Here is a 23,912-nt window from a genome sequence, read left to right as displayed (position 1 = left end):
CGCGGAACCCCCGTGCGGCCCAGGTACCCCGCGAGTTGGAAGTAGGTCGAGATTGCGATGAGCACTCGATGAGCACGCGATGAGTACGCCCATGAAGTAGCGACGGTCCGGACGCAACCCGGACCTAAAAGGAGCGAAGTGGCTAAGGTCCGGGTATACGAACTCGCCAAGGAGTTCGGGGTTGAGAGCAAGGTCGTCATGGCCAAGCTCCAGGAACTCGGTGAATTCGTCCGTTCGGCGTCTTCGACGATCGAAGCGCCCGTCGTCCGTAAGTTGACGGACGCCCTCCAACAGGGCAACGGAGGCGGCAAGCCCGCCCCCGCCCGCAAGGCTGCCCCGGCACGTCCGGCAGCCCCCTCTCCCGCGCAGGCAGCCCGTCCGGCCGCCCCGCGCCCGCCGGCTCCCAAGCCGGCCGCCGCCGAGACGCCCGCGGCTCCCGCCGCGCCGGCCGCTCCCGGCCCCCGTCCCACCCCGGGCCCGAAGCCCGCGCCGCGGCCCGCCCCGGCGTCCCCGGCTCCGACCACGCCCGAGTTCACGGCTCCGCCGTCGGCGCCGGCGGCTCCCGCCGCACCGGCCTCCCAGGACCAGAATCAGGGCCAGGGCTCCAGCCCGCGTCCGGCCGCCTCGCGTCCGGCCGGTCAGGCTCCTCGTCCGGGCGCCCCGCGTCCGGCCGGCGGTCCCGGCCAGGGTGGCCAGGGCCGTGGTGACCGCGGCGACCGTCCCGGCGCTCCGCGTCCGGGCGGCCAGGGTGCCCGTCCCGGCGCCCGTCCGGCCGGTCCCCGTCCGGGCAACAACCCCTTCACCTCTGGTGGCTCCACCGGCATGGCGCGCCCGCAGGCGCCCCGTCCGGGCGGCGCCCCTCGCCCCGGCGGCCAGGGTGGCCCCGGTGAGCGTCCCGGCGGCGCCCCGCGTCCGCAGGGTCAGGGCCAGGGCGGTCCCCGTCCCCAGGGCGCGGCGGGCGGTCCCCGTCCGCAGGCTCCGGGCGGCGCCCGTCCCAGCCCGGGCGGTATGCCCCGTCCGCAGGGCGGTCCCCGTCCCGGCGGTGGCCCCGGCGGCGCGCGTCCCAACCCCGGCATGATGCCGCAGCGTCCGGCTGCCGGCCCGCGTCCGGGCGGCGGTGGCCCCGGTGGCCGCGGTCCTGGTGGCGGCGGTCGTCCCGGTGGTGCCGGCGGCGGTCGTCCGGGTGGCGGCGGCTTCGCCGGTCGTCCGGCCGGTCCCGGCGGTGGCGGTGGCGGCTTCGCCGGTCGTCCCGGTGGTCCCGGCGGCGGTGGCGGCGGCTTCGCCGGTCGTCCCGGTGGTCCCGGTGGCGGCGGCGGTCGTCCCGGCTTCGGCGGTCGTCCCGGTGGTCCGGGCGGTCGTGGTGGCACGCAGGGCGCCTTCGGTCGTCCCGGCGGTCCCGCGCGTCGCGGTCGCAAGTCGAAGCGGCAGAGGCGCCAGGAGTACGAGGCCATGCAGGCCCCGTCGGTCGGCGGCGTGATGCTGCCTCGCGGCAACGGACAGTCCGTCCGCCTGTCGCGCGGTGCCTCCCTCACCGACTTCGCCGAGAAGATCGGCGCCAACCCGGCGTCGCTCGTCGGCGTGATGATGAACCTCGGCGAGATGGTCACTGCCACGCAGTCCGTCTCCGACGAGACGCTGAGGCTCCTCGCGGACGAGATGAACTTCGTCCTCGAGATCGTCAGCCCCGAGGAGGAGGACCGCGAGCTGCTCGAGTCCTTCGACATCGAGTTCGGCGAGGACGAGGGTGGCGAGGAGTTCCTCGTTGCGCGTCCGCCGGTCGTGACCGTCATGGGTCACGTCGACCACGGCAAGACCCGCCTCCTCGACACCATCCGCAAGACGAACGTCGTCGCGGGCGAGGCCGGCGGTATCACGCAGCACATCGGTGCGTACCAGGTCACGACCCACGTCAACGACGAAGAGCGCAAGATCACCTTCATCGACACCCCGGGTCACGAGGCGTTCACCGCCATGCGTGCCCGTGGTGCCAAGTCGACCGACATCGCGATCCTCGTGGTGGCGGCCAACGACGGTGTGATGCCCCAGACGATCGAGGCGCTGAACCACGCCAAGGCGGCCGACGTGCCGATCGTGGTCGCGGTCAACAAGATCGACGTCGAGGGCGCCGACCCGACCAAGGTGCGCGGTCAGCTCACCGAGTTCGGTCTGGTGGCCGAGGAGTACGGCGGCGACACGATGTTCGTCGACATCTCCGCCAAGCAGGGCCTCAACATCGAGGCTCTTCTGGAGGCCGTGGTCCTCACCGCGGACGCCTCGCTCGACCTGCGGGCCAACCCGGAGCAGGACGCGCAGGGTATTGCGATCGAGTCCCGTCTCGACCGTGGCCGCGGCGCCGTCGCGACCGTCCTGGTCCAGCGAGGCACCCTGCGGGTCGGCGACACCATGGTGGTCGGCGACGCGTACGGCCGTGTCCGCGCGATGCTCGACGACAAGGGCGACAACCTGGAGGAGGCGGGTCCGTCGACTCCGGTCCTCGTCCTCGGTCTCACCAACGTCCCGGGCGCCGGCGACAACTTCCTCGTCGTCGACGAGGACCGTACGGCCCGTCAGATCGCCGAGAAGCGTGCCGCTCGTGAGCGGAACGCCAACTTCGCCCGCCGGGGTGTCCGGTTCTCCCTGGAGAACCTGGACGAGGCCCTCAAGGCCGGTCTGGTGCAGGAACTCAACCTCATCATCAAGGGCGACGCGTCCGGTTCGGTGGAGGCTCTCGAGTCCTCGCTGCTCCAGCTCGACGTCGGCGAAGAGGTCGACATCCGGATCCTGCACCGTGGTGTCGGTGCGGTCACGGAGTCGGACGTCGACCTGGCGATGGGCTCCGACGCCATCGTGATCGGCTTCAACGTGCGCGCCGCAGGGCGTGCCGCGCAGATGGCCGAGCGCGAAGGTGTGGACGTCCGCTACTACTCGGTCATCTACCAGGCGATCGAGGAGATCGAGGCGGCCCTCAAGGGCATGCTCAAGCCGGAGTACGAAGAGGTCGAGCTCGGCACGGCGGAGATCCGCGAGGTCTTCAAGTCGTCCAAGCTGGGCAACATCGCCGGTGTCCTGGTCCGGTCGGGCGAGGTCAAGCGCAACACCAAGGCGCGCCTCATCCGCGACGGCAAGGTGGTCGCGGAGAGCCTCACCATCTCCGGTCTGCGCCGCTTCAAGGACGATGTCACCGAGATCCGCGAAGGGTTCGAGGGCGGTATCAACCTCGGCAACTTCAACGACATCAAGGTCGACGACGTCATCGCGACGTACGAGATGCGCGAGAAGCCGCGAGGCTGACCGTCACAGCACGCGATCGGGGCCGGTCGGCGGACGTAATATCCGTCGATCGGCCCCGGCCGTTGCGTGTACGGTTCCCGTATCGGCGTCCAAGCGCGGCGCCCGTACCCCGAACCGGCGGGACATCCGGACACACATGTATGTGGGGACTCTGTCCTTCGACCTGCTCCTCGGTGACGTGCACTCGCTGAAGGAGAAACGCTCTCTCGTCCGTCCGATCGTGGCCGAGCTCCAACGCAAGTACGCGGTGAGCGCGGCGGAGACGGGCAGTCAGGACCTCCACCGCAGGGCCGAGATCGGGCTCGCGGTGGTCTCCGGGGACACGGGACACCTCGCCGACGTGCTGGACCGCTGCGAGCGGCTGGTCGCCGCGCGGCCCGAGGTGGAACTGCTCTCGGTTCGACGCAGGCTCCACAGCGACGAAGACTGAAGCAACAAGTAAGTACTTAAGGAGACGGACCAGTGGCCGACAACGCGCGCGCCAAGAGGCTGGCGGACCTCATCAGAGAGGTGGTGGCCCAGAAGCTGCTGCGCGGGATCAAGGACCCGCGGCTCGGCTCGAATGTCACCATCACGGACACCCGGGTCACGGGTGACCTGCGGGAGGCGACCGTCTTCTACACGGTGTACGGGGACGACGAGGAGCGGGCGGCCGCGGCCGCCGGTCTGGAGAGCGCCAAGGGCGTGCTCCGGTCCGCCGTCGGGGCCGCGGCGGGTGTGAAGTTCACGCCGACGCTGACCTTCGTGGCGGACGCCCTGCCCGACACCGCCAAGACCATCGACGACCTCCTCGACAAGGCCCGCCAGTCCGACGAGAAGGTGCGCGAGGTGTCCGCGGGTGCCGCGTACGCCGGTGACGCCGACCCGTACCGGAAGCCGGGCGACGAGGACGAGACGGACGACGCCGCCGAATGACGCAGAAGAACCGGACGCCCGACGGCCTTGTCATCGTCGACAAGCCGTCGGGCTTCACTTCGCACGACGTGGTCGCCAAGATGCGCGGGATCGCGAAGACCCGCCGCGTCGGCCACGCGGGCACCCTCGATCCCATGGCGACGGGTGTGCTGGTCCTCGGTGTCGAGAAGGCGACCAAGCTCCTCGGGCACCTCGCGCTGACCGAGAAGGAGTACCTGGGCACGATCCGGCTCGGCCAGACGACCCTGACCGACGACGCCGAGGGCGAGATCACGGGGTCGGTCGACGCCTCGAAGGTCACCCGCGACGCCGTCGACGCCGGGATCGCCAAGCTGACCGGCGACATCATGCAGGTGCCGTCCAAGGTCAGCGCCATCAAGATCGACGGCGTGCGCTCGTACAAGCGGGCACGGGAGGGCGAGGAATTCGAGATCCCCGCCCGCCCGGTCACCGTCTCGTCCTTCGCGGTCCACGACGTCCGGGACGCGGTCGCCGAGGACGGCACGCCGGTGATGGACCTGGTCGTGTCGGTGGTCTGCTCGTCCGGCACCTACATCCGGGCGCTGGCCCGGGACCTGGGCGCCGGCCTGGGCGTGGGCGGCCATCTGACGGCGCTGCGGCGCACCCGCGTGGGCCCGTACAAGCTGGACTCGGCCAAGACCCTCGACCAGCTCCAGCAGGAGCTGACCGTGATGCCGATCGCCGAGGCCGCGACAGCCGCCTTCCCCCGCTGGGACGTCGACGACCGCCGGGCCAAGCTGCTCACCAACGGCGTCCGGCTCGACATGCCCGAGGAGTACGCGGGCGTCGGCACGGTCGCTGTCTTCGACCCCGAGGGTCACTTCCTGGCGCTGGTCGAGGAGCACAAGGGCAAGGCGAAGAGCCTGGCCGTCTTCGGCTGACGCGGACGGTGGGGGCACCGAGGCTGCCTGCCGTGGAGCGGCGATCACGGGGTTGTGCCGCCGCTCCACGGTCCCCCCTCGGTTCCCCCACCCCTAGGGTGTATCCGCCACTCCCCTTCCATTCACCCGCGCGGGCAGGCGCTCGGAGTGAACCGGGGGTGTGGAAGGGGGCGCGTTCAAGACGCGATCTGTCCCGCTGATCACCGCACGCCTACGGTCGAAACAGGAACGTGCGTACGGCGGGGAGGTTCGGCGATGGCGGCAGGGGGTGACTCCGTCGGTGAAACGGTGCCTGCCGCCTCCGGCGCCGACGGCGCGGGGAGCCTGGGGCAGGTGGGCGGGACCGCGGGGGTGGCGACTCGGACGTCGGAGCGGGCAGCCCCACATCCCCACCCGCACCAGCCAGGCCGACCTCCCCAGGTCGGCGGGCGTGGGGACGCCGGTCGGGATGTTGGTCTGGCCGGTCCGGGTGGGGGCGAGGGCCAGGCCGAGGGGAGTGGTGACGCCGGTCAGGGTGTCGGTCCGGCCGGTCCGGGTGGGGGTGCTGGACAAGTTGGTGGGCTCGGTCTCGCCGACCAGGTGGGTCGCAGTGGGGAGGGCCGCGAGACCGGGCCGTGTGCAGGGGACCGGTCGGGGGCGCGGGGCGGGCGTTCCCGGTGGGCTCGGGGGCGGTGGCGCGGGGCTCAGGAGTGGGGGGCCGAGGCCGGGCGCGACGAGGAGCTCGTGTGGGTTCGTGATCTGGCCGGTCGGCCCCGGGGGACCGGGTTCGTGGCCGATCATCGCGGCACCGTCGTCACCAGTCATGAGGCGGTCGACGGGCTGGCCCGGCTCGTGCTGCACGCCGGTGACCGCAGTTGCGTGGTGTCCGCCGACGCCGTGACCCCGCTGCCCGAGCTGGATCTGGCGCTCGTGCGTACCGAGGGACTCGGCGTGGACCCGCTGCCCGTCTCTGTGCGGGACACCGTCGCGACCGGTACGTACGTCCGGCTCTTCGCCGGCTGCTGGCGCGAGGCCCGTGTGCTCGGTGCGGCCTCCGTGACCTACACGGCCACCGACCGCTTCCACATCCTCGAAGACGCCCTGGAGTTGGCGATCGGCACCGCGGGGCGGGACGCGCTGCGGCTGGGCGGCGGGGCCGCCGGAGGACCCGTGCTCGACGCGGAGACCGGCGCGGTGGTCGGCGTCCTCGGCACCGCCCTGCAAAGCGGCCACCGCGACAGCGGTTACGCGGTCCCGCTCAGCTCTGTGCGCACCGGCCCCCTCGCCGACCTGCTCGCCGAGAACGCCGCGACGGTCCCGGCGTACGGCGCCGACCTCAACCTCGCCGGTGTGCTGGAGCTGACGGCCACGTCGGTGGCCCAGGACGGCCCGCCGGGCGCGCTGACGGGTCACGTGGGCCCGGAAGACGCCACGGAGCCGGTCGAACGGGCCGCTGTCACCAGGGAGTTCGACGCGTTCACCGAGGGCTCGGCCCCCGTGCTCGGCCTCGTCGGGCCACCCGGCAGCGGCCGTACGACACAACTCGCGGCCCTCGCCGCCCAGCGCCACCGCGGCCCCGCTCCGGCCCCCACGCTCTGGCTGCGTGGCGCCGACCTGGAGGACACCGACGCCTCGGTGGCCGACGCCGTGCGCCGCGCGCTCACCAGGGCGGCCCGGATCGTGGCGACCTCCACGGACACCGTCCCCGCCGACCTGGGAGACATCACCCCCGAGCGGCTGGCCCGGCTGTCCCGCGCGGCGAGCCGCCCCCTGTTCCTCCTCCTCGACGGCCCCGAGGAGATGCCCCCGGTCCTGGCGCACCGCCTCGCCGAGTGGACGCAGGGCACGGCGAAGTGGCTGGAGGAGACGGGCGCGCGGCTGCTGGTGGCGTGCCGGGCGGAGTACTGGGAGGAGGCGGCCTTCCCTGAAGAGCTGCTGTACGGCGACCCTGAGGGGCACTTCCCGCCCTGCGTCCGTCTCGGCGACCTCACCGACGACGAGGCCCGCCGCGCCCGCGCCCGCTACGCCCTTCCCGAGGGCACCCTCGCCGCCTCCGACGCCTGCCACCCCCTCACTCTCCGCCTCCTCTCCGAGGTCCGTGCCGCCCTCCCGGAGGCACCCCACGCCCCCGTGGACCGCGACCAGGTCTTCGAGGCCCACCTCGATCTCATGTGCCTGCGCATCGCCGTACGGCTGGCCACTCCGAGCGGTCTGCGCGGCGCCGCCGTCCGCCGGCTCGCCGCGAAGGTCTCGGGCCAGGTCCACGAGGCCGCCCGCCGCAGCCTCGGCCGCGGCCAGGGCGGACTGGACCGGGAGTCGTTCGAGGCGGTGTTCCCCTGGGGCCCCGCCCCGAAGCGGCTCGGCGGCGCCGGCTGGGCCTCAGCCGTCCTCACCGAGGGCCTCCTCGTCCCCGCCGGCAGCGGTTACCGCTTCGCCCACGAGGAACTCGCCGACTGGATCCAGGGCATGCACCTGGACCTGGACGAGGCCCTGCGCGCCCTGGTCCACCGCCCCCGCACCGGCCGACCACACCCCCTCCCGGCCCCGCACCACCGCATCGGCCCCGTCGTCCAGGCCCTGCTTCTCGTCGCCCGCCAGCACGGCGTGCCCCAACTGGCGCACCGGCTGGAGGAGTTGGTGCACACCCTCGACGCCGACCCGCACGCGTGGTGGGCGGCCCGGCTGCTCACCGAGACCCTGCTGCGCGTGCCCGACGCGACGCCGTACACCGATGTCCTGCGGCAGCTCGCCGACCGCCTCGTGGCCCGGCGCCGCAGGCAGGAACCGGTGCCGACCGCGTTCGGGCCCGCGTTCTGGACCGCCCTGCGGCTCTCGCCGGGCGCCCGCTTCCACCTGCTGCGCCGTCTCGTCCTCGCCGACGGGCCGCCGCACGAGCCCGGCCCCCGGTTCCTGGACGCGGTCGCGCAGCTGCTCGCCGTCGACCCCACCGTCGTACAGCCGCAGCTCACCCGCTGGTTCGACGACGAACGGCCGTTGCCCGCGACCCCGCACGCGACCGTGGCGAAGGCCGCGCAGGCGCTGCTGTACACGCACCGGGCCCGGGCCCTGGACGACCTCGCGGAGGTCCTCGTCGGCTGTGCGCACCGGCGGGCCGACGAACTGCTCTCCGTGCTGGCCGAGGAGGAGCCGTCGGCGGTGTGCCGGGCCGTGGACCGGTGGGCGCACGACGAGCGGCCGGCGAGGCGGGTGGCGGCGGTGGCGTACGGACTGCGCGCCGCCCCGCACGTGCGCACCGACGCCGACCGCGAGCTGCTGCGCTACGCGGCTCTCGCCCTGCTGGCCCGCCCCGAGGACTGCACCCTGCACGGCGGCGCGCTCGCGCTGCTGGTCCGCGACCCCCACACCCGTGCCCGTCATCTCCCGCAGGCGCTCGGCCACTTCGCGGCCGGCGACCCGCAGTTCCCGCCGAGCGCGCTGGTCCCCGCGCTGGCCACCGACCCCGATCCGGTCCTGGACGCCTTCCGGGAGCGGCTGCGCAGACCCGGCGCGGCGGAGGTACTGCGCACGCTCGCCGACGTCACCACGCCCGCGCTCGCCCGCCGGGTGGCCGTGCTGGTGCGGGAGGTGGTGGAGCGGCGCCCGGAGACGGCCGGGGACGTGGCCGCGTACGTCGACCGGCGGCTCGATCAGGGGCCCGCCGCCCGGGCGGTGCTCCTCCCGCTGGTCACCGGTCTGCTGGACGGCGGTCCGGAAGGGGTGCGGGCCGCGCTGGCGGCCGTACTCGCGGGGCCGGGCACTGCCGCCTCGCGCCCGCTGCGCCGGGAACTCCTCGATCTCCTCCTGGACCACGAACGCGAGCCCGCGGTCCTGGGCGCCCTGCTGCCCGCGGCCGCCGCCCGCGCGGACACCGACATCCGCGACCTCGTCCACCGCATCGGCCTCCTCCTGGTCCGCACCCCGGACGGCGCGACCCGCTTCGACCGCGGTCTCGTCGACCTGGGCCGGCATGTCCCCGGGTTCGCCGCGCTGGTGGTCGGCTGGCTCGCCGAGTGTCCGCAGGAGTGGGCGGCGGTGGTCGGCCCCGGCACCCGGCGGATGATCGAGAACCTGGCGGGGGTACGGGTGCCGGCCTGAGCCGGTGACGCGGAGGCCGCCTGCCCGCGTGCGTCGGGTCACAGCCCCCATGCCGATGCGAGCGACGGGCGCGCGGCATGGCACCCTTAGACCTGCGTAAGTCGCAAGAGTCAATACCGACACGGGTTCGACGAGGAGCGGTCACAGTGCAACGCTGGCGTGGCTTGGAGGACATCCCCGAGGACTGGGGGCGCAGCGTCGTCACCATCGGTTCCTACGACGGGGTCCACCGCGGGCACCAGCTGATCATCCGGCATGCCGTGGACCGCGCGCGCGAGCTGGGTGTCCCCTCGGTCGTCGTCACCTTCGACCCGCACCCCAGCGAGGTCGTCCGCCCCGGCAGCCACCCGCCGCTGCTCGCCCCGCACCACCGCCGCGCCGAACTCATGGCCGAGCTGGGCGTGGACGCGCTGCTGATCCTCCCCTTCACCACGGAGTTCTCGAAGCTCTCGCCCGCCGAGTTCGTCGTCAAGGTCCTCGTCGACAAGCTGCACGCCAAGGCGGTCGTCGAGGGCCCCAACTTCCGCTTCGGGCACAAGGCCGCGGGCAACGTCGACTTCCTCGTCGAGCAGGGCAAGACGTACGACTTCGAGGTCGAGGTCGTCGACCTGTACGTGACCGGCGCGGCGGGCGGCGGTGAGCCCTTCTCCTCCACCCTGACCCGGCGCCTGGTCGCCGAGGGAGACGTGGAGGGCGCCGGGGAGATCCTGGGCCGCCCGCACCGAGTGGAGGGCGTGGTCGTCCGAGGCGCCCAGCGCGGCCGTGAACTCGGCTTCCCGACCGCCAACGTCGAGACCCTCCCGCACACCGCCATCCCCGCCGACGGCGTCTACGCCGGCTGGCTGCACACCCAGGGCGAGGCGATGCCGGCCGCGATCTCCGTCGGCACCAACCCGCAGTTCGACGGCACCGAGCGCACGGTGGAGGCGTACGCCATCGACCGCGTCGGGCTCGACCTGTACGGGCTGCACGTGGCGGTGGACTTCCTCGCCTATGTGCGCGGGCAGCAGAAGTTCGAGTCGCTGGACGCGCTGCTGAAGGCGATGGCCGTCGACGTGCAGCGGTGCCGTGAGCTGATCGAGGCCGCCGGCGGCTGAAGGCCCGTAGGGACGAAGGACAGAGGGCCGGCACCTGCAAGGTGCCGGCCCTCTGTCCTTCGGCTACTGCTGCGGCGGCCGACCCGCGTTCGGGTCGTACGGCGGCTGCGGGAACCCGGGCTGCGGCTGACCGGGTTGGCCGGTCTGCCACGGCTGGCCGGGCTGGGCGCCGGGGAAGCCCTGGAACGGCGGCTGTGCGGCCGGGGGCTGGCCCTGCTGCTGGTGGCCCGGCATCGGCGGAGCCATCGTCGGCGGCTGGACACCGCCGTTCCCCGTCCACAGGCCCTGCTCCTGCTGGGCCCGCACGAAGTCCTCGGCGACCATCGCGGCGAGCTCGAAGTACGACTCCCGGACCTTCGGCCGCATCATGTCGAGGTCGACCTCGGCACCGGCCGCCAGGTGCTCGTCGAACGGTACGACGATGACGCCACGGCAGCGCTGCTCGAAGTGCGTGACGATGTCCTCGACCTTGATCATCTTGCCGGTCTCGCGCACCCCCGAGATCACGGTGATGGACCGTGAGACCAGGGACGCGTACCCGTGCGCCGACAGCCAGTCGAGCGTGGTGCTGGCGCTGCTCGCGCCGTCCACCGACGGCGTCGAGATGATGATCAGCTGGTCGGCGAGGTCCAGGACCCCGCGCATGGCGCTGTAGAGCAGACCCGTGCCCGAGTCCGTGAGGATGATCGGGTACTGGCGGCCCAGCACGTCGATCGCGCGCCGGTAGTCCTCGTCGTTGAACGTCGTGGACACGGCCGGGTCGACGTCGTTGGCGATGATCTCCAGGCCCGAGGCCGCCTGGGACGTGAACCGGCGGATGTCCATGTACGAGTTGAGGTACGGGATCGCCTGGACCAGGTCACGGATGGTGGCACCGGTCTCGCGCCGCACCCGGCGGCCGAGGGTGCCGGCGTCCGGGTTGGCGTCGATGGCGAGGATCTTGTCCTGCCGCTCGGTGGCGAGGGTGGAGCCGAGAGCGGTCGTCGTGGTCGTCTTGCCCACGCCGCCCTTGAGGCTGATCACCGCGATCCGGTAGCAGGACAGCACCGGAGTGCGGATGAGGTCGAGCTTGCGCTGCCTCTCCTGCTCCTCCTTCCTGCCGCCCAGCTTGAACTTCGAGCCGCCGGGAGTGGGACGGCTGCTCTTGGCCTTCTGCTTCTTGCTGTTGACCAGCCGGTCCGAGGTCAGCTCGACCGCGGCGTTGTAGCCGAGCGGCGCACCGGCGCCGGCGACCTGCTGCCGCTGGTCGTGCTGGACGGCGGCGGGCCAGGCGGCACCGGTACGGGGATCCACGCCGGGCTGGCCCGGGGCGCCCGCGTAAGGGTTGGGGTGAGGCGCCTGCGGCTGCTGCCCCGGCTGGGCCGGGGGCATCGGCTGACCGGGCCGGCCGGGAGCCTGCTGCTGGGGCTGGCCCGGGGCGGGCGGCTGCGGATAGCCGTAGCCGCCCGGTGCGGGCTGGGGGGCCTGCGGGAAGCCGTAGCCGCTCTGCGGGTTCTGCGGTGCGGGGGGCTGCGGGAACCCGTAACCGGCCTGGGGGTTCGGGGGAGCGGGCGGCTGGGGGTAGCCGTAGCCGCTCTGGTCGGGCTGCGGAGCCGGGGGCTGGGGGTAGCCGTAGCCGCTCTGCGGGTGCTGGGGCGCGGGGGGCTGCGGGAAGCCGTAACCGCCCTGCGCCGCCGGGTCGCCGGGCTGCGGCGGGTTGGCCGGCCAGCCGCCCGGTGCCGGCTGCGGTGCCTGGGGCGGGGCCGCGGCGGCCGCCGGCTGGGCGGCCGGAGGCGGGGTGCCGGGCGGCGCGGCGGGCGGCTGCGGCTGTCCGCCCGTCGACCACTCGGGGGCCGACTGCGGGGCCGCGCCGGAGTTCGCCGACGCGAACTGCGGCGGGAGCGGCGGGACAGCACCCTGCGGCGCCGGCGGGGGCCGCCAGCCGTCCTGCTGGGCGTGCTGGGCGTCGGGCTGCTCCGGTGCGGCGGGCTGTGCGGCCTCGGGCTGCTCCGGAGCGGCGCTCGGGGCGGCCGGGGGCTGCTGCTCCGGTACGGCCGTAGGCGCGGCCGGGGTGTCCGGTGCGGTGGCCTGCGGTTCCGTACCGGTCTCGGTGTCACCTGCGGAGGCGCCGTCGGCCGGGGGCTGGGGGGCGTCCGCGCCGTGGCCGGTGGTGCCGGGCTGGTCGTCGGAGCCGGCTGCGGATGCCGCTTCGCTCGGGGCGGGGGCGGTCGGTGTGGTGGCTTCCGGGTCCGCGGCAGCCTGCGGAGCCTCGCCAGAGGGCGACGGCTGGGCAGCGGTGGGTGCGTCCGCCGACGGGGCCGCGGGGGGCTGCGGGGCGCTCGTCGGCGCAGCGGCGGCGGACGGGGTGTCGCTACCGCCTTCAGCGTCCGCGCCGGTCGCAGGCGCGGCGGTGTCGGTGCTGCCCTGGACACTGGGCGGACCCGGGGGTGCGGGGGCCACGGGGGCGGCGGGCGGCGTGGGGGCGACCGGGGGAGCGGGCGCCGTCGACGCCATGGGAGGCGCCGGAGCCACGGGAGCAACGGGAGCCGCCGGAGCCACAGACGGCACGGGGGCCGCGGGCGCCGGGGGCGCGGGCGGCTGCGGGTAGCCGTAGCCGGCCTGGGGGTGCGGGGGTGCGGGCGGCTGCGGATAGCCGTAACCGGCCTGAGGGGTCGGAGGTGCGGGCGGCTGCGGGTAGCCGTACCCGCCCTGGGGGTTCGGGGGAGCCGGCGGCTGGGGGGCCGCGGGGTTTCCCGCCCACGGCGGCGGCGGAGGCGGCGTCGCGCCGGCCGGGCCCGCGGCCGGGTCGAACTGCGGGCCGGGAACGGGAGCCGACGGTGCGGAACCGGACGTATCGGGGTAACCGGGGTGCGGTGCAGGCGCGGTGGGGGCAGGGGCGGGCGCGGGAGGCTCGGCCTCGGGCGCCGCGCTCTGCGTGTACCAGGCAGGGGCGGCGTAGTCGATGGTGAACTCGCCCGTCATCTCGGTGGCGGACTCCGCGTCGGACTGGTCGTCGCTGGGCGTGGTCCAGCCCGCGCGCAGCCCGTCCCGATCGCTCTGCACAATTCCTCCTGGTTGGTCGAGCACCCTCGTGCCGTGTGGGCACTCATGTGCCGGGCTGGGGGCGACCGTTCCTGTGGTCCGATCCGACTGAAGTCCCCTGGACGCGAACAACCCACCCGTGGGTTCTGACGTCGCACCCGCATCAAGCGTAAACGCCACAGGCGTCGGCGGGGCAGGCCCGTCCGCTGTGCTCTCGCGCGCAACGGAGCGGTGCCTGCCGCGATGTCGCCCTTGTGACGGTTGTCTGTCTCTTGAAGCCCGGGATGGTCGGCTCTGTCCCGGCAGAGGCGGGCCGACGCACCTGCTCCCCGCTGTTTCGCCTACTCCGCCTACTCCGCCTGCTTCGTCTGTTCTGCGGTGAGCCCGCCGTCGTGCGGTGCGGGCTCCAGATCGAACTCGCCGTCGCGCGCGCCCAGTACGAACGCCCGCCACTCCGCCTCCGTGTACCGCAGGACGGTGTCCGGGTCCAGGGAGGACCGCATGGCCACCGCGCCCTCGGGGAGATAGGCGATCTCGACGCGCTCCTCGTGCTCCTCGGTGCCGGGCGCGCTGTGCCACTCGACGCCGGAGATGTCCAGGCCGTACAGCTCGTCCCGTTCCCGCGCCTTTCGCGCCTTTACGTCCGCGTCCGGTGTCTTTGCGGCGATGTCGTCCGCGTCGGTCATGGTCGGCGGGCCCTTTCTCCTGAGCGAACCTCGTGCACGAGCACCCTACTTGGCCTGGGCCCCCTCACACGGCGCAACGGTTCGGTCACGAACTCGCGTGAGGGGCCGACGCCTTGGCCCGCGCCACGAGTCCGCCCGTCAGTCCATCCGGCGGGGCGCCCCGAGGAGACCGGTCTCCGCGTCGGTGGGCTGGGTCATCACGTACTGCCGGCTCTTCTGCGTGCACCACAGGGCCACGTTGTCGGCGAGGGACGGCAAGGAGGCCGCGTCGTTCTGCGGCAACCGCATGGACTTGCCGACCACTTGGGACTCCTGAGGGGAGATCCGCTGTACGCCGACCACGTCCGCGTTGGCCAGCAGGCGGGGCGCGGTGGGGCCGAGGTAGGGGAGCAGGGTCAGCACCGACTGCCAGGGCGCCGTGGTGAGGCGGCTGCGCGGCGGGCGGATGCCGAGGTCGCGGATGATGAGGACCGGGCTCGCCGGGGACGGGCCCTGCGGGGCGATCCGGCCGACCTGGTGCACCGTCACGCACTGCTGGCCGCCGCCGGCCGCCTGCGCCATCGGCGCCCACAGCTGCGGACGAGCCGTCTCGACGGCCACGCGCGCGCCGATCGCCGCCGCTCGCAGGGCGATGACCTGGGCCATCCAGGTGCCGCCGACCAGCACCATGTCGAGGCGGGTGGGACGGCACAGGCCCAGCACCGCTGGCTGGTTGTCCTGGTCGATGCCGAGGATCAGACCGTCGTCGCCGACCGGCAGGGTCAGCTGCGACAGCACCTCGGCGTCGACGAGGTGACGCTCACGCCGGGGGCCGAGCAGACCGAAGGCCGCCCGCAGGCGCCGCTCGGGGCCGAGCCGGGCGGGCTCGGGGGAGCGGGGCAGATGCCCGGGACGCTGCCCGGGGAAGCCCGGGGTGGATCCGAAACCGGAGCGGCCGGAGGGACGCATGGTGGGAGCGGACATCAGCGGGTACCTCCCAGCGGCAGGGTGGCCAGAACTCCGGGCAGCTGCTCACGGTCGAGCCGTACGAGACCGACCTTGAACGCGGACGCGGCACGCTCCAAGTGCTGGGCGGCCTCGCCCAGTTCGTTCTCACCGCGGCCGGTCAGACGCACGTGCCCGGACAGGGCCAGAACCTTGCCCCGGTGCCTGCTGATGGTGAGCGAGAAGGTGCTCGCGAGGGTGGGCGCGGAGGTCAGCGCGCCGACCAGCCGGGGGAACGCCGGTCCGGCGCCGCCGAACTGCGGCCACTTGGAGACCCAGTACGTGGTGTGCAGCCGGTCGTCGCAGCGCCAGGTACGGGTGGTCTCGGCCGTACGGCGGCCCGAGCGGCTGCCGTCCAGGGCGGCACCGCCGGTGGTGGCCATCGGGTTGACACAGCTGGAGGTCGCGATGGCCCCGCAGATGTCCGCCTCGCTCAGCACCTTGGCCTGCATGCCGGCCCCCATGAGCCGACTGGCCAGCTGGTCGGCGACCCGCAGCAGCGCTCGTCGGGCTCCCTGCATACCGCCGCCGCGGGCCTCCACGGCCTCCGGGCACAGTTCCGGGTCGAGCTTGAGCGCGACCCAGGTGATGCGCAGTCCCGGCGTCAGGCTCTGGGCCTGCAGCGGCCCGTAGGAACGGACCGCCATGGCCTGCGGAGGCAGGTGCGGGGCGGGCGCGGGCTGGGTGTGCTGGACGATCTGGACCGAGGCGAGCCGGATGTCGTCCACCTCCAGCAGGCCCTGCAGCAGATCGAGCGGGATGTCACCGGTGCCATAGGTGGGACGCAGGGGGGTGTCCGCGGCCTGCACCTGCACCAGCGCGGTGAGGAAGGTGCCGTCGCCGAGCATGCCGATCTCGCGCTGCTCGCGGTCCTGGAAGCTGTACGTGCGCAGCGCCGGGTCGCACTCGACGGCCGGGGCGAAACCGGGGTCGGTGCCGGGCGGCACGGGCTCGGCGTTGCGCCTGCGGCGGTCGCGGAGCGCGTGGGCGGTGCTGAACCACTCGGGCAGCGGGCGGCCGCGCCGGCGCAGCAGTCCGGCGAGGACCAGGGGTACGGCCAGCACGATGCCGACGGTGAGACCGATGGGGCGCAGCAGCCAGCCGATCAGCAGGACCGCGGCGGCCAGTTCGAAACCGACCAGCTGCTGGACCCGGATGGGGCCGATGCTGCCGGGGCGCCGGGCGAGCGACGGCGAGGCCGGACTCGGGGGCCTCGGGGTCGAGGACGGCTGTGCCGGTTCCGGCACCTGCCCCGGCCCCTGGTTCTCCTGGGTACGACGGCTGCCGTTACGGCGCCGGGACCTGGTCGCAGTGCTCATCCCCCGGTACAACCCCTTTGCATTGTCTGGCCGCGACTCGAGCTGGCGGCGGATCACCGTACCCCGTACCGTACGGTGCGATCGTCACACGGCATAGTAGAGGCCCCTGCAGGAGCAAACGCCACGGAGTACCGGGCGGCCCTGGGGAGTTCCGCATTCGGAAACAAAGCGAAAAAACGGGGAGTTGACCCATCGATGGCGACACGTCGGGATGAGCTGAACGCTTACTCCTTCGCGCGCAGGCGCACGGTGGCGGCGTTTCTTCAGCCGTCTCCGCACGGTTCGGAAGAGGCGGCGCCGCGCCCCCTCAAGACCGTCCTGCCCAGTCTCGGTGTGGCGGCGCTGGTGCTCATCGGATTCGGCGCCTGGGGCATGCTCAGCCCGACCGCGCCCAAGGGCTGGAACACGCAGGGCAAGAACATCCTCGTCGGCAGTGAGTCGACGACGCGCTATGTGCTCGTGAAGACCAAGGGCGAGAACAAGCTCAGCCTGCACCCGGTCCTCAACCTGGCCTCCGCCAAGCTGCTGCTGAACAGCGAGAACCCCCAGGTCATGAAGATCAAGGAGTCGGTGCTCGACAACAGCAAGTACCCGATGGGCGCCACCGTCGGCATCCCCTTCGCCCCCGACCGGCTGCCGTCCGCCTCGGACGCGGAGACGGTCAAGACCTGGGCGCTGTGCCAGTCGCCGGGGCAGGACGGGCAGCCCGTCAGCGCGACGTACGTGCTGGACAAGGGCGACTACAACAAGCTGCTGCACAACAAGGGCGAGTTGAAGCAGGGCCAGGTCCTGTACGTCGAGGGCCCGAAGGACCCCACCTCGCTCAGCGGGAACGGCCCGCGGTACATGGTCACCGCGGACGGGAGCGCGTACCTGATCGGTGGCAAGGACTGGCGGCTCGACAGCAAGAACTCGCTCCGGGACATCGAGCGCGCGGTGTTCGGCGACGGCAAGCAGCCGCAGAGCGTCAGTCCGGACTTCCTCAAGACGCTGAACCTCGCGGGACCCCTGGAGTTCCCCAACATGGCGCAGGATGCGGGGACCACCGCGCACGTCGAGGGACTCGCGCCCAACCTCTCCAAGGTCGGCATGGTCCTCGTGGCCGATTCCGGAGCCGGACAGCAGAAGTACGTCGTGCTGAAGGACAAGGTCCAGCCCGTCTCCGACTTCGCGGCACAGATGTGGCTGCGCAGCCCCTTCATCAACACCGTGTACCCGGGCCAGACGCCGGCGGCGGTGAAGGTCGGCTTCAACGACATCCACCCGGAGACCGGACAGTGGATGGACGAGATGAACTGGCCCCAGGAGCCGGTGGTCCAGGCCAACACACACTGGGAGCAGGGCGGCAACAAGATCTCGTGCAGCGTCTGGCACGGCGGTGAGAAGAACGAGAGGACCAACAGGCCGCTGATGACGGTCTGGACCGGCCAGGACTATCCGAAGGACCTCTCCCAGAGCGGTTCCCGGACCTACGTCTCACCCGGCAGCGGCCTCCTGTTCAAGCGCCTCACCGGCGCCGACGCCGGTGGCGGCAGCACCTTCCTCGTCACCGACACCGGCCTGCGCTACTCGGTCCCCGCACGCAACGACAGCGAGGTCACCGGCGGCGAGAAGGCCGATACCCAGCAGACCAACACCGCCCAGGTCAGGCTCGGTTACGGCAAGATCAAGCCGGTCGGGGTACCGGCGGCGTGGGCGGACCTGCTGGCGGCGGGGCCGGAGCTCAGCAGCGGCAACGCGGAGCAGGCGCAGGGGTCGTAGGCCCGCAGGATCCCGAACCCGGACCGTTTTCGGAGCGGTCCGGTCGGGCGGCTGGGCCCACCCCTTTCGCATTCAACCAACACACTTGTGAAAAAGGTGAGTTGAGTTGATCGCGATCTTGCTACATACCCCAACTGATGTTCGCTCTGTCAGAGGATGCGACTAGAGTGGAACCAGACCGGACTGGATACGTCTGCCACCATTCGGTGTCGGCGTTCCGAGTGAGGTCTACTCAGAACTCCTACGTCTCATGGGGGACACAACATGGCTGGACAGCAGTTCACCATGACCGAGGAGGAGATGGTCGCGTTCAGCGGCAAGATCTCCTCGGTCAACTCCTCGATCCAGGGCGAAATCTCCCGCCTGCAGACCGTGATCGACACGATCACGGGTGGCTGGAAGGGCTCGGCGGCCACCGCGTACAACAACCTGCAGTCGCAGGTGAACCAGGATGCGAACAAGATCAACCAGATCTTGAACGACATCAAGGAAGCCATCGACCAGAGCACTAAGGCCTACGCGGCTTCGGAAGAGGAGCAGCGCGCGTCCATCCAGAACATCGCGGCCTCGTCCCCCTTCGGATGATCGGACCTGTGCGCCGCGGCGCACGTCCGTAAGCGACCATCCATACATCTGAGGAGACACAGAAGAGATGTCCGGGCAGATTCTTGTAAATTTCGCCACGATCTCCCAGGCCGCGCAGGATGTCCGCAGCACCGCGGGCAAGATCCGTACGCAGCTGGACGAGCTCGAGAGCGGCGTGAAGCGGATCTCCGCCAGCTGGGAAGGCACGGCGCAGGAGTCCTACCGCGCCAAGCAGGCCGAGTGGGACCAGCGCGCCGCCTCCATGCAGCAGACGCTGGAGGCCATCGCCAAGGCCCTCGACAGCGCCGCCCAGAACTACCAGGCGACCGAGTCGAAGAACGCCCAGATCTGGGGCGGCTGACGTGATCGCTTGATGGGGGCGGGTGCGCGGTCGCGCACCCGCCCCCATCGGCGGTTCACGGGGCGTATGGACTTTTCCGCTCATAGCTGGTTCATGCGTCCTGTACAGAAACAAAACGGGAGGACGTAAGACAGTGGGATCCGGGGCATCGCGCGCCGCGCGTCGGAGCGCCGCAGGCACCGCCGCCGTGGCGGTACTCGCCTGTGGGCTGCCCTTGGCGGGGGCCACACCGATCGCCGCCGCCGAGCGCGTGCGGACCACCTTGGCCGACGACGACGTGCGCTTCCAGGTCGACGACACCAGCTGCTCGTTCCCGTCCGACATCATCAAGGGAACGCCCTGGTCCCTGCAGCGCATCGTCCTCGACCAGCTGTGGCAGAGCACCAAGGGCAAGAACGTCAAGGTCGCCGTCATCGACACCGGTGTCGACACCGTCAACGCGCAGCTCAAGGGCGGCGCCGTCGCCAACGGCAAGGACTACCTGCACCCCGGCGGCAACGGCAGGACCGACAAGGTGGGCCACGGCACCAAGGTGGCCGGCATCATCGCGGCCAGGAAGCTCGACGGCACCGGATTCGTCGGCCTCGCCCCGGAAGCGACGATCATCCCGATCCGACAGAACGACGACCAGGGCAGCGGCAACGTCGGCACGATGATCCAGGCGATCAAGTACGCCGCCGACGCCGGCGCCAAGGTCATCAACATCTCGCAGGACACCGCTTCGAAGATGGACCCGACGGTCGACGCGCGCTTCCGGCAGGCCGTCGAGTACGCGCAGGACAAGCACGACGCCCTGATCGTCGCGGCGGCCGGCAACGACGGCGCGGACGGCAAGATCAAGGAGACGTACCCGGCGGCGTACCCGGGCGTGCTGGCGGTCGCGGCCTCCGACCGCAACAACGCCCGTGCCCCCTTCTCCCAGTCGGGCCCGTTCGTGGGCGTCGCGGCACCGGGCATCGACATGGTCTCGACCGTCCCGGTGGGCGGCAACTGCGTCGACCAGGGCACGAGTTTCGCGGCTCCGTACGTCTCGGGGGTCGCGGCCCTGATCCGCGCCAAGCACCCGGACTGGAGCTACAAGCAGGTCATCACGCAGATCGAGCAGACGGCGGACCGGACCAAGGCGGGCCGCGACGACTTCGTGGGCTGGGGCGTCGTCGACCCGGCCGCCGCGGTCAACGACGACACGACGGCGCCCTCGGCCGACGGCCCGAAGCCGGACTCGGTCGGCCCCGCGGGCGACTCCGCCAACGTCCAGGCCGCGACACTGGTCCTCGGCGAGTCCGAGCAACAACGCACGGAACGGTACGCGCTGTACGTCCTGGCGGCGGGGTTCGCGTTGGTGTTGCTGCTGTTCGGGGGCGGACGGGTCCTCAGCGACTGGCGGCGCAAGCAGGGTGTGGGTAACAACGTGGAGTCAACGGGGAGCTGAGCATCATGGCTGAGCAGTACAAGGTCGATCTGAGTGAGATCGAGGGGACGATCACCAAGCTCAACGGCGTCATCAGAGACATGACGACGTCCAAGTCGAGCTGCATGGGCAACACGTACCTGCCGCAGGGCGCGCTGGGTACGGGCTTCGGTGAGGCGAAGGCGCTGTACGACGCGCACGAAGCGATGAAGGAACGTCTCTACGAGATCGTCGCGCATTTGGAAGACGTGTTGGACGACTTCGGGAAGAAGACGAAGAGGACGCATGACGCGTTCAGCGACGCTGAGGCGGAGAACTATGCGGCGTTCAACGGGAAGTAACGGGATGTCCTGCTACGTGGACCGCGTGGATCAGAGGGGGCTGTAGACATGGGCGACAAGGACGTCGACGACTTCAAGTACGTCGAGACGAATCAGTGCATTTCGGCGCAGCACACCACGCCGTTCGGGCTCAACTACGACATGGACCAGATGAAGGACATGGTCCGTGACGCCGACCCGGGCACGGTGACGAGGGTCGCGACGGCCTGGGAGGCCCTCAGCAAGGACCTGGTCGGGCCGGGCGGGATCAAGGAGAGCCTCGACGCCGCCGTCGAGCACGTTCTCGCCCATTGGGAAGGGCAGAGCGCGGATCTGTTCAGGGCCCGGGCGCAGGTGATCGGCCAGAAGATCACCGACAGCTCCAAGTACGCCTCTCACACCTCGATCTCCCTGCGGGGCGCCGCGGCGAAGCTCGAGGAGATCAAGCCCGCGGTCCTTGCGATGGAGAAGCCGGGCAAGGTCTCCAGCGCGCTCGACTACGTCGGCAACATGGGCGACCGCGACGACTCGGGCGCGAACAAGGCCCTCGAGAACGGCGCCGGCTCCCAGCAGGCACTCGACGGCAACGCGGGCAGCTTGTCCGAGGGGCGCGAGGCGCAGCTGCGGATGGCTGTGAAGATGGAGGCGTTGGGGGCGGCTTATAACAGTCGGGCTGCGGAGATGGGGTCGTGGAGACGTGGCAGCATCGAAGAGAGTCAGGACTACCCTGGCGATCCCGGCGGCATTGCACCCGCTCCGGTGATCATGCCCGCAGAGTCCGCGACGCGAAGCCCGCGGAGTGTGTCTTCAGGTACGGCTGGGCGCGCTCAGACCGGCACAATCGGCCAATCGAAGTCGGTGTCGCCGCCTTCGGGCGTTACGGGTGGGGCGCATAAGGCGACACCGTCGACCCCGAATGTAGGCACGGCGATTGACGGCATCGCCGGCGGTCGCACGGGTGCACCGACAATTGGCGGAGCAGGCACGGTCGGAGGTGGAACCGCTGGCGGTGGTGGTGTCGTGGGTACTGGCTTCGTCGGCGGCGCAGTTGGCGGGGCGGCAGGAGCCGGTGCCGCTCGCGGCATGGTCGGTCGTGCCAGCGCTGCGGGCATGGGCCGCGCTGGTGCCGGCGGCGTGGGTGGCGCGGGCGCTGCCAGGGGTGCCGCGGGACGTGTCGGAGGCACGGCTCGTGGTGGCGTAGTCGGTGGCACCCCGAAATCTGGTGCGGGCGCGGGCAGGGGAACCGCCGGTGGTTCGGGCCTGCACAGCAGCCGCGGTGCCGCAGGAAAGGGAGCCAGCGCTGTCCGAAAAGGCGGCGTCGCAGGCGCCCCCGGTTCGCGCACTGGCCGCCGCAAGGAAGAGGAGCAGCGCGAGGGTGAGCGTCCCGACTACCTGGTCGAGGACGAGGAGACCTGGACCCCGCAAACCGACGTAGCGCCTCGCGTCATCGAGTAGTCGCTGGGCGCTCACCGGCACGTGACAGGATGCGTGGGCGTGGTCTTCGGGCTGCGCCCACGTCGGGTACGGGAGAGGAACAGGGAATGGCCTTCACGCGAACGGTGCGTGCTTTGAGCGCCACGACACTGACGGGCGCGCTGATTTTGGCGGCAGCCCCCGCTGCCTCTGCCGACCAAACCAGACGCGACCAGTGGGCGCTAGGAGCATTGCAGGCTGAGCCTGCCTGGAAAATCTCGGAGGGCAAAAACGTCACCGTTGCTGTGATCGATACGGGCGTGAATGCCGAGCATGTTGATCTGAAGAATAACGTGCTCAAAGGCAAGGATTTTGTAGATGGCGACGATGACGCCTCACCTGAATCCTCAGATGATCAAGCCTCCCACGGGACGGCGATGGCCTCCGTGATTGCAGGGCACGGACACGGTCCAGGGGCGGCGGACGGTGTGATGGGGCTAGCGCCGGAAGCCAAGATTCTCCCTATCCGTGCGGATCTCGCAGGATTCGCCGATGAGATCCGTTATGCAGTGGATAATGGGGCATCCGTCATTAATATCTCGATGGATATTACTGACCAGTACTATAAAGGTGGCGGGTCTCCCGAAGATCTAGAAGCCATCTCCTACGCGGTGAAGCATGACGCTTTGATTGTGGCCGGAACGGGAAACGACGGGAAGCGTGGCGTTGCCTTCCCCGCCAATGCCCCAGGCGTTCTGGCAGTGGGAGGGGTAAGCCAGAGTGGTGCTGTCTGGCAGAATTCCAATTATGGTCCCGAGGTTTTGTTGACCGCTCCCGCCACCGGCATTGTTCATGCAGCATGGCCTGGCAATAAGCTGTCTATCGGAGATGGAACTTCAGACGCTACTGCCTTCGTATCAGCAGCAGCGGCTTTGCTTCGGTCGAAGTTTCCTGACCTTACAGCAGGACAGATCGCGAATCGCCTCGTCAAGACCGCTATCTTGCCTGATTCCGCCAAGGGAATGTCTCTCCCCGACGAGAAGTACGGTTACGGAACCATTCGTCCACTCGCCGCGCTGTCGGATGCCATCCCTGCAGGCTCAAGGTACGGACCGCTCAAGACCCCAGCGGCAGGCTCTAAGAGCCCCTCTGCTGCCGCAACCGCCAGCTCGTCCGGCACCGAGGACTCGGCACAAGAAAAGGCAGACCAGAAGCAGATGATCTTCTTCGCCGTTCTTGGAGTTGTCGCCCTGGTCGTGATCGGCCTCATCGTTCTTCTGATTGTGAAGCTAGCTCGGCGGAACAAGAACAAGAACGGCGGTCCTGGCGGGCCGGGCGGCTATCCGAACTATGGCCAGCAGCCTCCTCCTCCGCAGCAGAACCCGTACCAGCAGCAGATTGCGCCCCAACAGAACCCATACCAGCAGCAGCCCACTCCGCCGCACGGACAGTGGCCGCCTCAGCAGTAGGTGTGAACGTCTGCGTCTCGACCGGATCCGTGACCCACAGGAACAACAGCGCGACCTGCGGCAGTTCCTCGCGGATCACCGCCTGAACTGTGTCCCGCCGAGACCCCGGGCGCCGGTGTCGCTGCCCTGCCCGGGGGCAAGCATCGGCTGGGTTTCGATGACTGCTACTACCGTCTCCTGAGTGCGAGACGCGCTCTGGACATCGACCACAACGAGTTCGGCTGGGTGCCGGCCGAGGGCTTCGAGAAGAAACTGCCAGGGTGGCTGCAGCTGCGGTGCCCGTGAGTGGGCGTATGCGGCCGA

General features: G+C 71.2%; 17 protein-coding genes. 13 read left to right on the top strand and 4 right to left on the bottom strand.

The window, feature by feature from the left end; genetic code table 11:
* The first annotated feature begins 138 nt into the window (after positions 1-138).
* The 6 genes from infB (at position 139) to ABZT02_RS29480 (ending at position 10,279) form a co-directional block, all read left to right on the top strand.
* The gene (infB, locus tag ABZT02_RS29505) at positions 139-3,291 is read left to right on the top strand and encodes a translation initiation factor IF-2 (protein ID WP_356022675.1); all 3,153 of its coding nucleotides are present in this window, start codon (positions 139-141) and stop codon (positions 3,289-3,291) included.
* 136 nt (positions 3,292-3,427) lie between these two features.
* A complete protein-coding gene (locus tag ABZT02_RS29500) occupies positions 3,428-3,721 on the top strand; it encodes a DUF503 domain-containing protein (RefSeq protein WP_356022672.1) in 294 nt (97 codons plus the stop codon).
* A 32-nt stretch (positions 3,722-3,753) separates the two neighbouring features.
* Positions 3,754-4,206 carry a 30S ribosome-binding factor RbfA gene (gene rbfA, locus ABZT02_RS29495; protein ID WP_037708684.1) on the top strand — a complete coding sequence of 151 codons (453 nt, stop codon included), beginning with the start codon at positions 3,754-3,756 and terminating at the stop codon, positions 4,204-4,206.
* Positions 4,203-5,108 (top strand): tRNA pseudouridine(55) synthase TruB, encoded by a 906-nt coding sequence (gene truB / locus ABZT02_RS29490; protein ID WP_356022668.1) that lies wholly within the window; start codon positions 4,203-4,205, stop codon positions 5,106-5,108. The genes rbfA and truB overlap by 4 nt, the downstream gene beginning before the upstream one ends.
* Positions 5,109-5,831: 723 nt before the next feature.
* Complete coding sequence (locus ABZT02_RS29485; protein ID WP_356022666.1) at positions 5,832-9,182, top strand: trypsin-like peptidase domain-containing protein; 3,351 nt, start codon at positions 5,832-5,834, stop codon at positions 9,180-9,182.
* A gap of 146 nt (positions 9,183-9,328) precedes the next feature.
* On the top strand, positions 9,329-10,279 hold the full coding sequence (locus tag ABZT02_RS29480) for a bifunctional riboflavin kinase/FAD synthetase (protein ID WP_356022664.1): 951 nt from the start codon (positions 9,329-9,331) through the stop codon (positions 10,277-10,279).
* Positions 10,280-10,342: 63 nt separating this feature from the next.
* On the opposite strand, the gene ABZT02_RS29475 is transcribed toward ABZT02_RS29480, so the two are convergent.
* The 4 genes from ABZT02_RS29475 to eccE form a co-directional block, all read right to left on the bottom strand.
* Positions 10,343-13,321 (bottom strand): SCO5717 family growth-regulating ATPase, encoded by a 2,979-nt coding sequence (locus tag ABZT02_RS29475; RefSeq protein ID WP_356022662.1) that lies wholly within the window; start codon positions 13,319-13,321, stop codon positions 10,343-10,345.
* A 329-nt stretch (positions 13,322-13,650) separates the two neighbouring features.
* Positions 13,651-13,986 (bottom strand): DUF397 domain-containing protein, encoded by a 336-nt coding sequence (locus tag ABZT02_RS29470; RefSeq protein WP_356022659.1) that lies wholly within the window; start codon positions 13,984-13,986, stop codon positions 13,651-13,653.
* Positions 13,987-14,124: 138 nt separating this feature from the next.
* The gene (locus ABZT02_RS29465) at positions 14,125-14,949 is read right to left on the bottom strand and encodes a hypothetical protein (RefSeq protein ID WP_356022657.1); all 825 of its coding nucleotides are present in this window, start codon (positions 14,947-14,949) and stop codon (positions 14,125-14,127) included.
* Complete coding sequence (gene eccE / locus ABZT02_RS29460; RefSeq protein WP_356022965.1) at positions 14,949-16,217, bottom strand: type VII secretion protein EccE; 1,269 nt, start codon at positions 16,215-16,217, stop codon at positions 14,949-14,951. The genes ABZT02_RS29465 and eccE overlap by 1 nt, the downstream gene beginning before the upstream one ends.
* A gap of 267 nt (positions 16,218-16,484) precedes the next feature.
* On the opposite strand from eccE, the gene eccB reads away from it, so the two are divergent.
* The 7 genes from eccB (at position 16,485) to ABZT02_RS29425 (ending at position 23,609) form a co-directional block, all read left to right on the top strand.
* The gene (gene eccB, locus ABZT02_RS29455) at positions 16,485-18,050 is read left to right on the top strand and encodes a type VII secretion protein EccB (RefSeq protein WP_356022654.1); all 1,566 of its coding nucleotides are present in this window, start codon (positions 16,485-16,487) and stop codon (positions 18,048-18,050) included.
* Between the two features lie 264 nt (positions 18,051-18,314).
* Positions 18,315-18,635, top strand: coding sequence for a WXG100 family type VII secretion target (locus ABZT02_RS29450; RefSeq protein ID WP_007385064.1), 321 nt, complete (start codon positions 18,315-18,317; stop codon positions 18,633-18,635).
* A 67-nt stretch (positions 18,636-18,702) separates the two neighbouring features.
* Positions 18,703-18,996: a WXG100 family type VII secretion target gene (locus ABZT02_RS29445; protein WP_057616722.1), complete on the top strand. Its 294-nt coding sequence runs from the start codon at positions 18,703-18,705 to the stop codon at positions 18,994-18,996.
* A gap of 133 nt (positions 18,997-19,129) precedes the next feature.
* Entirely contained in the window at positions 19,130-20,428 is a 1,299-nt protein-coding gene (gene mycP / locus ABZT02_RS29440; protein ID WP_356022651.1) for a type VII secretion-associated serine protease mycosin, read from the top strand.
* A 5-nt stretch (positions 20,429-20,433) separates the two neighbouring features.
* A complete protein-coding gene (locus ABZT02_RS29435; protein ID WP_356022649.1) occupies positions 20,434-20,748 on the top strand; it encodes a hypothetical protein in 315 nt (104 codons plus the stop codon).
* Between the two features lie 48 nt (positions 20,749-20,796).
* On the top strand, positions 20,797-22,182 hold the full coding sequence (locus ABZT02_RS29430) for a hypothetical protein (RefSeq protein WP_356022646.1): 1,386 nt from the start codon (positions 20,797-20,799) through the stop codon (positions 22,180-22,182).
* Positions 22,183-22,268: 86 nt separating this feature from the next.
* Positions 22,269-23,609 carry a S8 family serine peptidase gene (locus tag ABZT02_RS29425; protein ID WP_356022643.1) on the top strand — a complete coding sequence of 447 codons (1,341 nt, stop codon included), beginning with the start codon at positions 22,269-22,271 and terminating at the stop codon, positions 23,607-23,609.
* Positions 23,610-23,912: the final 303 nt, after the last annotated feature.

The sequence above is a fragment of the Streptomyces sp. NPDC005402 genome, assembly GCF_040606575.1.
In the GTDB taxonomy this organism is placed as follows: Bacteria; Actinomycetota; Actinomycetes; order Streptomycetales; family Streptomycetaceae; genus Streptomyces.
The sequence above is the reverse complement of the archived record's forward strand: the minus strand, read 5'-3'. Positions and strand labels throughout refer to the sequence as shown.